This is a genomic window from Vreelandella sp. 21 (assembly GCF_050995515.1).
Lineage (GTDB): Bacteria > Pseudomonadota > Gammaproteobacteria > Pseudomonadales > Halomonadaceae > Vreelandella > Vreelandella alkaliphila.
This window is the reverse complement of the sequence record NZ_CP194673.1, coordinates 1,825,407-1,839,197: the sequence shown is the minus strand read 5'-3', so window position 1 is coordinate 1,839,197 and position 13,791 is coordinate 1,825,407. Positions and strand designations below refer to the sequence as shown.

Below are 13,791 nucleotides of genomic sequence, written 5' to 3'. Positions count from 1 at the left end.
AAAGCACTTTACCTATTACGCGAATCATGCAAAATTGCTTAATCAACACCTTATATAAAAACGAAAAAAGGAAAGTCTATGCTCCGCAGTCACATAGGAATAGCAACGGCGCTTACATCACTGCTATTTGCCGTTCCAGCCTACTCCGACGATCCACTTCGCCTCGCTGTTGATGTTCCCTTTGAGCCTTTTGAGTATCGCTTGCCCGACGGCACCCTAACAGGCTTTGAGGTGGAGCTGGGTGAAGAAGTATGTCGACGCATCGAGCGTGAGTGTGAATGGGTAGAGCAAGGCTGGGACGGCATCATCCCCGGCTTATTAGCACGCAAATACGACGCCATCATGTCCTCAATGGCAATCACCGATGCGCGCCGCGAGCAAGTGCTGTTCTCAGAACCCTACTACAGCAACCCTAGTGTCTGGGTGACTCAGGAAGGCAAAGAGATCGATATTGAGGATCACGACGCCCTTGAAGGCATATCGGTAGGCGTTCAGCGTGGCACCATCCGCGATGAGTACATCACCGACACCTACGGCGATCTCGTTGACGTACGGCGCTATGCAACAGGCGAAGATCTCGCGGTAGACATTAGAACAGGTCGTTTAGACGCAGCTTTTATGTATTACCCACTAGCGCTGTCATCGCTTGAAGTTAACGCTGAAGGCAGTGGGATTGTTACCAGCTCGCCGCTGATCCGCGAGCCCAAGCACTATTTCGGACATGGCGTGGCGGCAGCCTTCCATCCTCGTAATGAAGCCCTGGCGGAGCTGTTCAATGAGGCACTGCGAGAAATCAAGCAAGACGGTACCTACGACGAGCTAATGAACAAATACGTCGACTACGATATCAAGATCTAAAACTGTCACTATCTCGCCACCTATAACCCCAGGGATAACACGCTACGATTACCCCTGGGGTCGTTGTATTAAGTAAAGAACAACCTAAATCTAATTCCGAGACAGTGCTTCATTAAGAATGGGTACTTGTACTCTACTCAGCCCAGCTAATCGCCACGTCTCAACGGGCTCGCTGCCTTCTGGCCCCTGGATTGAGCCCCAAGCCACTCGAATCGACGTTGTGTAAACAGCCCCGTCTACCATCACAATATTCGCGTCAATTAAATAGCGCCGCTTCTGCTCTTGCATGACGTCATCATCAAAATCCGAGGTTACTTCAATCTCCGCAATACCCGCATCGTTACATGCTTCATGGAAGACAGAAAATTTCTCTTCATAATAGGGATCCGGCTCAATTTTCCGTTGATGCATCCCAAGGTGCCTTTCTATATCACCATCACAGATTGCTTGAACAACGAGCTCAACCATCCCTGTTGCCGTCTCGCTATACACTCCATTCGCCTCACTGGCCTCACTGGCCTCACTGGCCTCACTGGCCTCACTGGCCAGCGTAGAGGAAACTAGCAGCAGAGAAAGCGCTACAGCGGTCGAAATAGAGAATAAATTGGTTTTTTTAAACATGCTTACTTCCCTTTTTTAGCGCTACTCAACGTGACTTAAGGTCGAAACCAGTCCATCGCAATCACTCACAATCCTTAAGATGACAGTAGCTTAGGAAGCGAAACCTGTCACAAAAAATCACCCCACATCTCACTCAACTAAAAAAGCGCTTGAGAGCGCTTCGATGGAACGTTATGAGTGAATAGGCCGTGGGGAGTAGTGAGCGAAGCGAACGGTTTGAACCACTTATTAGCCGATAAGTTTGCACATGATGTGGGAGTGATCTTTAAAACCTAGCTTCTGATAAAACTTTTGTGCTGATTGGTTAAAGGCCATAACCTCTAGCCTGATTTGCTCCGCGCCTTGCGAGGCAGCCCACTTGCTACATGCCGACATAAGTTTTGTGCCAACGCCTGAAGCACGATACTTTTCATCAACGACTATCGTCCCTACACGACAAACCGGACAGCTAACTAGAAACGGTATTGTCTCGTTTTTAGTGATTATTGCCGTTAGAAATCCGACAACTCTACTTTCTACTTCTGCTACCAAAAACAGCCTTGACTTATCACTCAGAGCATTTTTTAAAAACTCTTTGTCAGCGGCGGAAGGCTTTGTAAATGCTTCTGGTGCATTTTCGAAATGTAAAGTACCTATTTGCTCATTCAGTACCAATAATGCTTCTAGGTCCGTTGCTTCCGCTTCTCTGGTTCTCATAGATCCCTTTGATGCCACTGCTTCCGGCTAATGCCCACCATAAACGGCGCGAGGAACGAGCGTTCTACGACCGAAGGGAGCGTAATTGATGGTTTGGTTATGCATTAACTGCTCGTTCTACCTCAGAGAAACTGCTGCAAACTACTATTTTATGAGCTTGAGCTTTGGAAAATGCATAAAACCGTACCAGATTGTCCCGGTCGTACTTTTGGTTCCAAGATATCAGTTCAATAAGGTTTGCAAACGTTTCGTCTTTTTCGTGGCTACGTGAAAGTTTGTAGCCCAAATAGCGCCGCAGAACTCTCCATTGCCTCAGCAACACTGGCGTATTGAGAACAATTATCTTATCGGCGCCCTCAAAGGACTTCTCTAGCCATTTATAATAGACCCCTTCAATTATCCAGGTGTCATTCGACAGGATTGACTCTAAGTTTCTTTGCCGTGCCTCGTCGCTAGACCTGATGTAATCCGTATGGTTTCGGTCCCAAAATATGTCATCTAAATCGTGCTGGGGCAGACCATATTTCTCTGAAAGCCTTCTAGCAATATATGACTTTCCGCTTCCCGGACCACCAATTATGTGCAGTTTTTGATATTTCATAGCTTCGTGCGCTTCGATACACTTCTTTTAAGTGGTTTTAGTTTGCTGGCGCTTGATGAGTAAGATCGCGGAAGTTAACGCCTGTGGCTTTAATCACCGCGGTCATAGTTCGAAGTGTTGGGTTGCCCTTGGGGGACAAGGCGCGATAAAGGCTTTCGCGTGATACTTTGGCACGTTCTGCTACCAGCGCCATTCCACCTTGAGCTTCAACGACATGACGCAGCGCCATCAGGAAGGCTGACTCTCCCCCCTCTTCGTCCAGCTCATCAAACGCTGTTCGCAGGTAGTCCAGAACTATACCGGGGTCAGTGCGCAGCATCTCAATAACTGCTTCATCATGACGTTTCATGACGTATTCTCCTTTTGTGGTCGGCCAAAAACGCTTTTGCCTATTCGATGTCAGACTGCTGGCGCTGTTTGGTACCACCTATTAACAACATTACTAAGCGCGCCCCTACCTTGGCGTAGTAAACGCGGTAGCCAGGGCCATGGTAATGCACAGCTCTCACACCCCATCGCCTACTGTCTTGGTACCACCTGCCGCTAGCCTGTTAAGGCGTGTTAGCACCCGCATGGCGGCTTGACGATCTTTAGCCTTAGTGGCAACCAGCCAGGCTTGAAAAGGGTCATAGCCATCAGCGGTAAGGTAGTGGGCAAGTTCAGTCATAATGCATTGTAGCTTTTAAGCTACAAATTAAAAGAGATAGCTTGACTTTAAGCGATTGAAAAAAACTCAAACGGCAATGGCTTTTTTTACCAACGAATTCTTAGTAGCTGAATTTTCAATGAGGCATACTCGTTGACCTGGTTACGGGCGCGGTTGATATTCACTAACAGCTTGCTTAGGTCAGCTCTCTCAACATGACCGAGTGAAATACGCACCTTACGCCATACCGGGCAAGAGACGCGGTAGCCAAGTTCGATCACGTTCTCATCACGTTAAATAACCGATGGAGAGTATCGAGGCGCTGCTAGGAAGGAAAAAGAAAGCCTAGAAACGAAAAAAGCCCCGTAAAAACGGGGCTTTATAATCGAGGTGGCGGAGGGACAGGGATTCGAACCCTGGATAGGCTATTAACCTATGCCGGTTTTCAAGACCGGTGCATTCAACCGCTCTGCCATCCCTCCGGCTTATGGGTGCGTATAATAACAGCTTTCCCTTGGAAGTCAACGCCTTTCCGGTTAATTAGTAGAGCCTTAAGCCAACACGGGTAATGTTCCCGCCTTCCATTTCACTAACCACCCAGTGAATGCCATGCCAGTCGACATCGTCGCCGACTACTGGGTGGCCGCCGACGCGTAGCGAGATAAACTCCGCAAGCGTCATGTCCTGCTCGCCGGGGCTTAAGGTTAAACCATAGGCTTGGGCAATATCCTGCATTTGCGCTTCGCCATCCAATGTAAAGGTACCAAAGAAGGCCCGCTCTTGTTTAAGCTTTGCATCGCCGTTGAATAGGCGATTGAGCGCGACGAGGTCTTCGGTGCGGCCAATGACACAAATAACATCATCAAGCTTAAGCCGCGTGCTCCCTTTGGGGTGAAGCATAACGTGGTTGCGAAATAGTGCCGAAATCAATGCGCCCGAAGGGAAACGCAGTAGCCGGATAGGAACATCTTCTAAGTCTTCGTTTTCGACCACATAAACAAACATCTCAAAATCATTATCCGGCATTATGCCCAGCGGCCCTCGGCGGTTCGGCGTGGTGCCTACAGGTACTTCTACTTTCAGCCATCGCGCCATAAATGTTAGCGAACCGCCCTGAATAAGCAGCGACATCAGTACCACCGCAAACGCTACGTTAAAGTACAACGAGGCGTTTTCTACCCCGCCGATTAACGGGAAGATAGCCAATACAATAGGTACCGCGCCCCTCAAGCCAACCCAGGCAATAAAGAAGGTTTCTCGCCAGCGGAATTTGAAAAATGGCTTAATAGTGATCAGCACCGCAAGGGGGCGTGCAACAAAAATCAGTGCTAGCGCAACTAGCCCTGCTGGCAATGCCACGTCCCAGAGCTGGCTTGGAGTGACGAGTAAGCCCAGCACCAGGAACAAACCAATTTGGCTCAGCCAAGCCAACCCGTCGTGTACCGGAAGAATAAAGTTAAGGTGGCGCCCAGGCTGATTACCAATCATCAACCCTGCTAAATAAATGGCCAGGAAGCCGCTGCCGCCTAGCACGCTGGTTAACCCAAACACGCTAAACCCAAGCGCCAGCGCTAGCATGGCATAAAGACCCGGGGCTAGATCTAACCAACGCAGCAGCTTGGCGCTTAGCCAGCCACCACCGATACCAACAACTAAACCAATCCCAAACTGGGAGATGAAGAACAGCAGTGTTTCACCAATGCCGCCAATATCACCAACCAACAGCTCGACCAACATCAGCGTGAGGAAAATGGCCATCGGGTCGTTGGTACCCGATTCAATTTCCAGCGTGGCCCCTACCCGCTCGTTGAGGTTAACCCCACGGCCGCTAAGCATCGAGAACACGGCTGCGGCATCGGTGGAGCCAACAATTGCCCCAACAAGCAATCCTTGTACTAGGGAAAGATCAAACACCCACATGGAAATGACACCAACAATAGCGCTGGTGATGAAGACGCCAAAGGTGGCTAACGAGAGCGCTGGCCTAAAGCCAACACGGAACGTTTTTAATCGAGTGCGAAGGCCACCATCTAGCAGAATCATCGCGAGCGCTAGATGGCCAATCGTGAACGCCATGGTGTAATCGTCAAACTCAACCCCTAGCAGGCCCTCTTCCCCCGCCAGCATGCCAAGTCCTAAGAAAATCAGTAGCAGCGGCACTCCCATCATTGAAGAAAGACGGCTCGCTAAAATGCTGAGCGCCATCAGGGAACCGCCTACTAAGAAGAACGTGTAAATTGCGTCCATGTCTCTCCGTCTCACCATCAATGCCGTTCTATTATTACATGCCACCGTACAATTTACTGAGCTTGTTAGGCTTGTCGCTTACAGGGGCTAGCCAGATCCTTCACCTCACAGCTAAACTCCGGCGTCATACCATCGGGAGTTAAGGTTATGTTGAACGCTTTTTGGCGTGTCGGTTCACTTGTATTCTTCACATTAAGCATTTTTTTATTATTTTCAATTTCAGCCACTTACGCAAATGAAGACAGCGAAACAGTTAGTAGCAGTGAGCCGCTTACGCTTGAGAGCGAGGTATCATTGCCCATTGGGCTATGGCCACCTACAGGCAATGACGCAGCAGAAGATGACCCGGAAGAAGCGCCCAGCATGGCGCTTGCACCACCACCGCCATTAGAGCCGCCTCCCTTAAAGCAGCTTCGTCTAATGCTAGACTGGTATGTCAGCCCTCAGCACGCAGCCTTAATTGTGGCGAAGCAGCGTGGCCTGTTTGCTGCCCAAGGACTTGAACTTGAATTATTAACCCCCGCAGACCCATCTATCGCGATCAAACTGTTGACGGCGGGAGAAGTTGATCTGGCGTTAACGCGTCAGCCGTTGTTGCATTTACACGTTCACGATGGTGCCGCTATTACCCGTATTGGCACGCTGATTGAGACACCACTAAATGCTGTCATCGTGGCGGGAGACGTCCCTACAGGCGAAACTACCGATCAACTTGCAGGGTTGCACTATGGCTTTTCCACCCGCGAAGGGCGTGATGTGCTGGCAGATCAGCTAGTGCCTACCTCATTTCGCCAAATCGACGATTTCGCCCCGCCGGAAAGCGTCCACTTTGATGCTGCCAGTGCCCTACGAGAAGGCCGAGTTGATGCAATCGCCGATGGCTTTTATCACACTCTGCCACAACAGCTGGCGTCAGATGGCATTATCACCCACACCGTACGTTACAACGACGTTGACGTGCCGCGTCATGACGGTTTGATACTACTGGCAAATAGCGACACAGTAACAAGACGATCAGCCACTTGGTCACGTGTCCTTATTGCTTTGGAAGAGGCGAGCAATTGGATTATCGAAAACCCGGAAGCAGCGTGGTCACTGCTGATTAGCAGCCATCCTGTACTGGATAATGCGATTAACGAAGCCGCCTGGGACGACCTATTACGCCGCATTGCCATTAGTCCGGCGGCTCTTGATGCCCGACGCTATGCATCATTCGAACACTATCTTGAGCAAGCAGGTATTATCGAAACAGCATTGCCGGTTGCCCGGCTAGCCGTCAATCCTCATACGTTGACCGATGTACGCTGAAATAAGGTAGTAATGACGCAAGCACCATGAGTAACACACCACTGATATTTATTGATGTTGAGACGACAGGCACCCGTGCGACGCGTGACCGCATTACCGAAATTGCTGCCTTAAAGGTAGTCAATGATCACATAGTGGATCGCTGGGTCAGCCTGATTAATCCTGGCACCAGCGTGCCTTCTCACATTAGCCAGCTCACCGGCATTTATGATGAAATGCTGATTGATGCGCCCTCTTTTCAGACCATTGCGCACAGCTTGCGCGAATGGCTCGGTGAAGACTGCCTCGTAGCCCACAATGCACGCTTTGATGCCAGCTTTCTGCGCAACGAGTTCAAGCGTGCCGATATTACCTATCAGCCGCTACTCCGCTGCACACTGCGCATTTCCCGCCGCTTAATACCTGAACTGCCCAAGCACAATCTCCGCGCCTTATTGGCGCATTTCAACATTCCACAAGCCCGCCAGCATCGGGCAGAGGATGATGCCACTGCGCTTTGGAAGCTGTGGGAAACCTGGCAGCAGCAGTATGACGCTGGCAGTTGGCAAGCCGCTCTAGCCGATGAGCAGCGCCACCGAAGCCTGCCCGCACATTTACCCAGTGAGCAACTAACCGGGCTTCCTGCTTCTCCAGGGGTTTATTTGTTTTATGGTCACAACCGCCTTCCCTTGTACGTTGGCAAAAGCATTAATTTACGCAGCCGCGTGCTTGGCCATTTCCAGCGCGACCACCAGGACGACAAAGAAATGCGCCTTGCCCAGCAAATACAGCACATTGAGTGGGAAGAAACCGCTGGCGATTTAAGCGCCCAGCTAAGAGAGGCTCAACTAGTCAAAGAGCTGATGCCGATTATGAACCGACAGTTACGCCATCAGGGGCATTTAAAAACGTGGTATTGGCCAACCGATCAACCTTGCCCAACGCTGGTCAGCGGCAAAGCCATCAGCCAGCCTCAGCCGGGAAAGCTCTTTGGGCTGTTTCGCAGTGCCAAAGAAGCTAAAGATGCGCTGCGTAATATTGCCGAAACACATCAGCTTTGTCCGCAAGCGCTAGGAATAGATAAGGGAACAGGACGGTGTTTTGCTAATCAGTTAGGCAAGTGTCGAGGCGCCTGCTGTGGACAGGAGCCACTTGAAAACCACACGCAGCGTGCTCAAGAAGCACTAGCATCTTTTCAAGTAAAAACATGGCCTTGGCCGGGGCGAATTATTATTCGCGAGAAAAGCCGTAAAAATGGCCCAACTAGCCACCATGTGGTCGATCACTGGTGCTATTTAGGCAGCGCCACGACCAAACAGCGTGCATTGGGGCTAAAGGGAGTCACTGCTAAATTTGATGTGGATACTTATCGCATCCTAAACCGTTTTTTACGCGAACCAGAGCGGCACAACCTGACGGTGCTGCCGCTCTAGCTCTACGCTACTTAGCGTTGCCTGCAAGGCTACGCGTTGGCGGCCATAAATGTATCAACGGCTTGCTGGAATGCTTCTGGCTGATCGGCGTGAAGCCAATGCCCGGCGTTTTTAAGTGTTACTACTCTTGCGCGTGGCAGTACTTCGCGTAGCGCTGGTAGCATGTCATCTGCGACGTAGTGCGAATCAGCGCCTTTAAGCACCAGTGTCGGCCCTTCGAAAGCGCGGTCACCATCAGGTTTGCCGATAATCGCTTCATAACCACGTTGAATTTCATCCAACCCAACGCGCACCTCCATCTCACTCTGCTCATTGCGCACTAAATTGGTGGCAAGAAACAGCCGAGTTGGACGGGAGTCAACATGCTCGGCCAATAAGGCATCGGCTTCACGGCGGTTAGTGGGTTTACCCGCTTTTACCCGTTCGAGTGCAGCAAATACATCGTCGTGGCCATGCTGATAAGCTACCGGGGCGATATCTGCCACCATCAGTGACGCACAGCGTTCAGGGTTCATACGCGCCAGCGTAATAGCCACCTTCCCGCCCATGGAGTGACCCAATACATGTGCGCGTTCGATCCCAAGCTTATCGAGCGCCTCCAACACATCTTGGCTCATAGCGGTATAGCTCATACCTTCTGCATGAGGTGAACGGCCGTGGTTACGAAGATCCACAGCAATGACCCGCCTACTGCGCTGCCAAACCTTTAAATGCGAACGCCAGTTATCGGCGCTACCCAACAAACCGTGGATCACCACAAGAGGTAGTTGATCGTCGCTACCTGATTCGTCGGGCAAATCGATCACATAAAGATCAACACGGGAATCATCAGTCATGCGGGCTCCTCAGTCGTTACGCTTGGATTTATGCTTGGTCGTTAAGCCTAGCCGTTTGCGGTTTGGGGGGATGCGTCAGTTTGCCCTGTCCACACGACTAGCCGACGCGTTAGCCACGCTAACAACAGGCCATATAAAGGCAGGAAGAATAATAGACTAATGCCTAGCTTAATGGCGTAGTCGACCACGGCTATTTCTACCCAATGTTCGGCCATAAAAGGGTCTGGGCTGTTATAAAATGCGGTCGCAAAGAAAGCAAACGTATCCGCTAGATTGCCCAATACGGTAGAGCAAACAGGAGCTACCCACCACGCCCACTGACGAAGACGATCAAACACTTGAACATCGAGCAACTGGCCTAGCACGTAAGCAAGGAAACTAGCCAACGCGATACGGGCAACAAATAAATTCCATTCACCCAAGGCTTCGATACCGGCAAAGCTTCCCCGTGGAAAAATTACCGAAACAACGTAGGAAATCACCAGCGCCGGAAACATGACCCGCAGTATGATTGAGCGAGCCGGTCCTTTCCCGAACAAACGAACCGTTAAGTCCGTTGCAAGAAAGATAAAGGGGAAACTGAACGCGCCCCAGGTGGTATGAAAACCAAACAGGGTAAATGGCAATTGGACCAAGTAGTTACTGGCGGCAATGATACCAATATGAAACGCGACCATTACCAGAAGGCAACGGCGGTGCTGGGTGTCGGTTAATGCAAACATGCAGGTTGGCCTTTTTTTGCAAGTCCGAGGGGTTAGGGAACCCTCATTTAAGCGCGGTTAACGCCACTGGGGCGCGCATTATACGCCTTCCGTTAGGTAATTAAAGTCGCCCACCTGCCGGGGCGACTCTATTCATCACGCTATTAGCAACGTTTTAACCTAAACGTCTAGCGACTTAGCTTGACCTGACGCGCCGACAGAACGCTCGCGCATCGCCGCATGCACATCTTCTAAGCTAGTCGGATCATCAATGGTTGAGGGAATGCCGAACGACTTACCGTCGGCAATATTACGCAGCAACTTGCGCAAGATTTTACCCGAGCGGGTTTTAGGCAATCGATTGACGACCAACACCTGCTTAAAGCAAGCAATCGGCCCAATGTGCTCGCGCACTCGACTAATCAGCTCTGCTTCAAGCGTTGCTTCATCGCCATCAAAACCATCTTTAGTGATCACTAGTCCGATGGGTAGTTGGCCCTTTAGCTCGTCGTGAATACCAATCACGGCACACTCAGCCACCGCAGGGTGCGCACCGACGATTTCTTCCATTTCGCCGGTAGAAAGACGATGTCCGGCAACGTTGATCACGTCATCGGTTCTACCCATGATGAATAAGTATCCCTCTTCATCGAAGTAGCCACCATCGCCAGTCAGGTAATAACCCGGGTAGGCTGCCATGTAGGCACTATGAAAACGTTGGGGATCACGCCAGATACCGGTAAGGCAGCCAGGTGGAAGTGGTTGCTTAATGACCACGCTGCCCTGCTGCATTGGGTCTGTTTGCTCACCGTCACGATCCAAAATTTGCACGTTAAAACCAGGCACCGGGAAGGTTGCCGAGCCTGCTTTGGTGGGCGCAGATTCAATGCCCGGCAAGTTTGCTGCGATAGGCCAGCCGGTTTCAGTTTGCCACCAATGATCGATTACCGGTACATCCAGCAGGTCATCGAGCCAATGAAACGTCGGAGGGTCTAAACGCTCACCGGCTACATATAAGTGTTCAAGGCTGCTGATATCATAATTAGCTAGCAGCTTGGCATCAGGATCTTCTTTTTTGATGGCGCGGAAGGCTGTCGGCGCAGTGAAAAAGCTTTTAACCTTGTACTCGTCAATTAACCGCCAAAAGCCGCCTGCATCAGGTGTTTTAACGGGTTTCCCCTCATACACTATTGTGGTACATCCTCTTAGCAGCGGCGCATACACAATATAAGAGTGTCCTACTACCCACCCTACATCCGACGCCGTGAACATCACATCGCCAGGGTTCAGGGCATAGATTGCTTCCATCGAATAGGCTAATGCTACCGCATATCCGCCTGTATCTCGCATAACCCCCTTGGGCTTACCTGTCGTGCCAGAGGTATAAAGAACATAGAGTGGATCGGTCGCTTTTACGGGAACACAATCAGCAAACGGTGCATCCGCTACCAATGTTTGCCAGTCATGGTCGCCTTCGTGAAGTTCTGCACGGTGGGCTTCACGTTGAAAAACGACGCAGGCATCCGGCTTGAAACTGCTGAGTGAAATGGCCTGATCAACAATAGGTTTGTAAGGAAGCACTTTATCTACTTCTATGCCACAGGAAGCAGCAATCACTACTTTTGGCTCAGCATCTTCGATGCGCACCGCCAGTTCGTGGGGTGCAAAGCCACCAAATACCACCGAGTGAACCGCCCCTAATCGAGCGCAGGCATACATTGCGATAAGCGCTTCTGGCACCATCGGCATGTAAATAACCACTCGATCCCCTTTCGTCACACCAAGGCGAGCAAGTCCTCCGGCAAACTGCGCGACACGATCACGCAACGCTTGATAGGTAATGGCTTGCTTTGTTTGGGTAACGGGAGAATCCCATAGAATAGCAGGCTGGTCACCCCTGCCTTGCTCAACGTGATAATCGATCGCCGCGTAGCAAATATTCAGTTCGCCATCGTCAAACCAGCGAGCATGTTGCTGATCGTCATAGCTAAGAATTGTGGAAGGAAATTTGAACCAAGGCAGTCGCTTGGCCTGCTCAGCCCAGAATGTTTCGGGGTTTTCGACAGATTGCTGATAAGTTTGCTGATAGAGGCTCATGATGGGCTTGCCTTTATTGTGTCAATGAAAGCGATCGATTGTTGACACTTTATAAAGAAAATAGCCGCCACACCCTCATACTATGGGATAAATCGCGACTAAAGCGCTACACGCCCAACATCATTGTCGACAAAACACTACTTCACTACCATTGATAGATCGTTAAACCAGTGTTTGGACAAACACCGCTAAATTACTGATCATTCAACAACTGATCCTCGCGACGCGACGATGCCTAAATAACCTATAACAACGCTGTCACAACAGTGTAGGCAAGGAGATCCTCATGTCTGCTTCTACTAGCGCCGCTGCCCGTTTGCTTGAACATGATTGCCACGCCATTGAGGCGGGCACTAATCTACTTAAAGCATTGGCAAACGAAAAACGTCTCCAAATACTCTGCCTTCTGGCAGAAAAAGAGCTCTCAGTCACTCAAATCAACCAGCAATTGGAGCTGAGCCAGTCCGCGTTAAGCCAACACTTGGCAATTTTGCGTCGCGATCAACTGGTCGACACTCGCCGCGAATCGCAAACCATTTACTACTCACTAAGTAGTGAAAGCGCCAAGGCGATTATTGACACCCTGGCGCACCACTACGCCACCTAACTGAAAAGCAGCTATTAACAGTAGCTATCGACTATCGACGTTGCCAACCAGCCGCATCGATTAAACCAAGCCCTTTAACAATGGCTTGCTCGACGCCCGCCGACACAGCCAAGCCTACCTTACGGCTGAGGGTTTTCGGCGGTTCAAGCTTCACGCTGTACACCTGAGCCTGCGCCATGCGCTCTACCAAATACGCCTCACTGGTACCAATGCTGTCGGTCAGTTTCTGTTCTAACGCTTCACTGCCGTACCAAATTTCACCCGTCGCTAGTGCATCAATGTCCATGTCAGGACGATGCTGAGAGACATACTCTTTAAACAACCGATGGGTATTTTCTAAATCATCAATAAACTTCTCACGACCCTCTTCGGTATTTTCCCCCAGCACGGTCAAGGTTCGTTTGTATTTGCCCGCCGTCAGCAGTTCGACATCAATATCATTGCGCTTTAGCAAGCGATGAATATTAGGCACCTGAGCCACAACGCCAATAGAGCCAATCACCGCAAACGGCGCAGCTTTAATATGGTTGGCCGTACACGCCATCATATAGCCGCCGCTGGCGGCCACTTTGTCGATACATACCGTCGTGGTTAAACCTGCTGCTTGAAGACGGTCAAGCTGCGCTGCCGCTAAGCCATAGGCATGTACGAGCCCGCCCGCCGACTCTAACCGCACGACAACTTCATCCTCGGCTGCGGCAACATCAATAATCGCGGAAACTTCTTGAGCAAACTGCTCAGTTTGCGAAGCCTTGAGATCACCATGAAAGTCCAACACCCATACCTTCTGAGCGCTCTGAGCCTCTCCTTTACCTTGCTTGGCGGCCTTGTGTTTTGCTTTCTCTTCTTGGCGAAACGCTTTTACCAGTTTTTTCCGTGCACCTTGTTCTGTCGTGGTAACGCGCAGCCTGCGGCCACGAGAGCGCCGCTGGTCATTAAGCGACTCTACGCTTAGCTTAAGGCTATTATCCCCACTCTCCTTATTACGCAACACTAACGCCAGCACGATGCCCACCATCGCCATCAGCAAGGTGGCTTGAATCAAAAACGTGCCCATCTCTACCATCCAGTCACTCATGCCTTCTCTCCTACTCGACAATCCAGCTTGATTAAAACACTTGTTTAAAATAACCTCGTTGATAGCGTCGTGAGAAACTAACT

15 protein-coding genes and 1 tRNA gene are annotated in these 13,791 nt (G+C 50.5%); 4 read left to right on the top strand and 12 right to left on the bottom strand.

The annotated features are described in order from the left end of the window. The first annotated feature begins 78 nt into the window (after window positions 1-78). Window positions 79-858, top strand: coding sequence for a transporter substrate-binding domain-containing protein (locus ACN06F_RS08610; RefSeq protein WP_415965714.1), 780 nt, complete (start codon window positions 79-81; stop codon window positions 856-858). A 90-nt stretch (window positions 859-948) separates the two neighbouring features. On the opposite strand, the gene ACN06F_RS08605 is transcribed toward ACN06F_RS08610, so the two are convergent. The 8 genes from ACN06F_RS08605 to ACN06F_RS08570 form a co-directional block, all read right to left on the bottom strand. Continuing rightward, window positions 949-1,479: a hypothetical protein gene (locus ACN06F_RS08605; protein WP_433925012.1), complete on the bottom strand. Its 531-nt coding sequence runs from the start codon at window positions 1,477-1,479 to the stop codon at window positions 949-951. A 228-nt stretch (window positions 1,480-1,707) separates the two neighbouring features. Next, window positions 1,708-2,175, bottom strand: coding sequence for a GNAT family N-acetyltransferase (locus ACN06F_RS08600; RefSeq protein WP_038484158.1), 468 nt, complete (start codon window positions 2,173-2,175; stop codon window positions 1,708-1,710). A gap of 97 nt (window positions 2,176-2,272) precedes the next feature. Next, window positions 2,273-2,776 (bottom strand): hypothetical protein, encoded by a 504-nt coding sequence (locus ACN06F_RS08595; RefSeq protein WP_198349731.1) that lies wholly within the window; start codon window positions 2,774-2,776, stop codon window positions 2,273-2,275. Between the two features lie 37 nt (window positions 2,777-2,813). Next, window positions 2,814-3,125 carry an addiction module antidote protein gene (locus ACN06F_RS08590; protein ID WP_038484152.1) on the bottom strand — a complete coding sequence of 104 codons (312 nt, stop codon included), beginning with the start codon at window positions 3,123-3,125 and terminating at the stop codon, window positions 2,814-2,816. Window positions 3,126-3,281: 156 nt separating this feature from the next. Then, on the bottom strand, window positions 3,282-3,443 hold the full coding sequence (locus ACN06F_RS08585; RefSeq protein WP_231656915.1) for a hypothetical protein: 162 nt from the start codon (window positions 3,441-3,443) through the stop codon (window positions 3,282-3,284). 86 nt (window positions 3,444-3,529) lie between these two features. Further along, window positions 3,530-3,703, bottom strand: coding sequence for a hypothetical protein (locus tag ACN06F_RS08580; protein ID WP_167541175.1), 174 nt, complete (start codon window positions 3,701-3,703; stop codon window positions 3,530-3,532). Between the two features lie 110 nt (window positions 3,704-3,813). Next, window positions 3,814-3,904 (bottom strand) — tRNA-Ser (locus tag ACN06F_RS08575). Window positions 3,905-3,962: 58 nt separating this feature from the next. Beyond that, window positions 3,963-5,669, bottom strand: coding sequence for a potassium/proton antiporter (locus tag ACN06F_RS08570; RefSeq protein ID WP_038484061.1), 1,707 nt, complete (start codon window positions 5,667-5,669; stop codon window positions 3,963-3,965). Between the two features lie 147 nt (window positions 5,670-5,816). On the opposite strand from ACN06F_RS08570, the gene ACN06F_RS08565 reads away from it, so the two are divergent. Then, window positions 5,817-6,977 (top strand): ABC transporter substrate-binding protein, encoded by a 1,161-nt coding sequence (locus ACN06F_RS08565; protein ID WP_095602910.1) that lies wholly within the window; start codon window positions 5,817-5,819, stop codon window positions 6,975-6,977. A 26-nt stretch (window positions 6,978-7,003) separates the two neighbouring features. Further along, window positions 7,004-8,389 carry an exonuclease domain-containing protein gene (locus ACN06F_RS08560; protein ID WP_433925011.1) on the top strand — a complete coding sequence of 462 codons (1,386 nt, stop codon included), beginning with the start codon at window positions 7,004-7,006 and terminating at the stop codon, window positions 8,387-8,389. Between the two features lie 29 nt (window positions 8,390-8,418). Here ACN06F_RS08560 and ACN06F_RS08555 read toward each other — a convergent pair whose 3' ends face one another. The 3 genes from ACN06F_RS08555 to ACN06F_RS08545 form a co-directional block, all read right to left on the bottom strand. Then, entirely contained in the window at window positions 8,419-9,225 is an 807-nt protein-coding gene (locus ACN06F_RS08555; RefSeq protein WP_433925010.1) for an alpha/beta fold hydrolase, read from the bottom strand. Between the two features lie 47 nt (window positions 9,226-9,272). Then, on the bottom strand, window positions 9,273-9,947 hold the full coding sequence (locus ACN06F_RS08550) for a 7-cyano-7-deazaguanine/7-aminomethyl-7-deazaguanine transporter (RefSeq protein ID WP_038484049.1): 675 nt from the start codon (window positions 9,945-9,947) through the stop codon (window positions 9,273-9,275). A gap of 159 nt (window positions 9,948-10,106) precedes the next feature. Next, window positions 10,107-12,023 (bottom strand): propionyl-CoA synthetase, encoded by a 1,917-nt coding sequence (locus tag ACN06F_RS08545; RefSeq protein WP_038484046.1) that lies wholly within the window; start codon window positions 12,021-12,023, stop codon window positions 10,107-10,109. 286 nt (window positions 12,024-12,309) lie between these two features. Between ACN06F_RS08545 and ACN06F_RS08540 the strand changes: the two genes are divergently transcribed. Continuing rightward, window positions 12,310-12,630, top strand: a complete 321-nt coding sequence (locus ACN06F_RS08540) for an ArsR/SmtB family transcription factor (RefSeq protein WP_038484043.1) — start codon at window positions 12,310-12,312, stop codon at window positions 12,628-12,630. 31 nt (window positions 12,631-12,661) lie between these two features. On the opposite strand, the gene sohB is transcribed toward ACN06F_RS08540, so the two are convergent. Next, the gene (sohB, locus tag ACN06F_RS08535) at window positions 12,662-13,708 is read right to left on the bottom strand and encodes a protease SohB (protein ID WP_038484041.1); all 1,047 of its coding nucleotides are present in this window, start codon (window positions 13,706-13,708) and stop codon (window positions 12,662-12,664) included. Between the last annotated feature and the right edge of the window lie 83 nt (window positions 13,709-13,791).

Excerpts from the sequence above, each read along its gene's own strand:
- ACN06F_RS08605 (WP_433925012.1), bottom strand. The coding sequence starts at position 1,479 with ATGTTTAAAAAAACCAATTTATTCTCTATTTCGACCGCTGTAGCGCTT.
- ACN06F_RS08590 (WP_038484152.1), bottom strand. The coding sequence starts at position 3,125 with ATGAAACGTCATGATGAAGCAGTTATTGAGATGCTGCGCACTGACCCC.
- ACN06F_RS08570 (WP_038484061.1), bottom strand. The coding sequence starts at position 5,669 with ATGGACGCAATTTACACGTTCTTCTTAGTAGGCGGTTCCCTGATGGCG.
- sohB (WP_038484041.1), bottom strand. The coding sequence starts at position 13,708 with ATGAGTGACTGGATGGTAGAGATGGGCACGTTTTTGATTCAAGCCACC.
- ACN06F_RS08540 (WP_038484043.1), top strand. The coding sequence starts at position 12,310 with ATGTCTGCTTCTACTAGCGCCGCTGCCCGTTTGCTTGAACATGATTGC.
- ACN06F_RS08585 (WP_231656915.1), bottom strand. The coding sequence starts at position 3,443 with ATGACTGAACTTGCCCACTACCTTACCGCTGATGGCTATGACCCTTTT.
- ACN06F_RS08555 (WP_433925010.1), bottom strand. The coding sequence starts at position 9,225 with ATGACTGATGATTCCCGTGTTGATCTTTATGTGATCGATTTGCCCGAC.
- ACN06F_RS08545 (WP_038484046.1), bottom strand. The coding sequence starts at position 12,023 with ATGAGCCTCTATCAGCAAACTTATCAGCAATCTGTCGAAAACCCCGAA.
- ACN06F_RS08550 (WP_038484049.1), bottom strand. The coding sequence starts at position 9,947 with ATGTTTGCATTAACCGACACCCAGCACCGCCGTTGCCTTCTGGTAATG.
- ACN06F_RS08595 (WP_198349731.1), bottom strand. The coding sequence starts at position 2,776 with ATGAAATATCAAAAACTGCACATAATTGGTGGTCCGGGAAGCGGAAAG.
- ACN06F_RS08610 (WP_415965714.1), top strand. The coding sequence starts at position 79 with ATGCTCCGCAGTCACATAGGAATAGCAACGGCGCTTACATCACTGCTA.
- ACN06F_RS08565 (WP_095602910.1), top strand. The coding sequence starts at position 5,817 with ATGTTGAACGCTTTTTGGCGTGTCGGTTCACTTGTATTCTTCACATTA.
- ACN06F_RS08560 (WP_433925011.1), top strand. The coding sequence starts at position 7,004 with ATGAGTAACACACCACTGATATTTATTGATGTTGAGACGACAGGCACC.
- ACN06F_RS08600 (WP_038484158.1), bottom strand. The coding sequence starts at position 2,175 with ATGAGAACCAGAGAAGCGGAAGCAACGGACCTAGAAGCATTATTGGTA.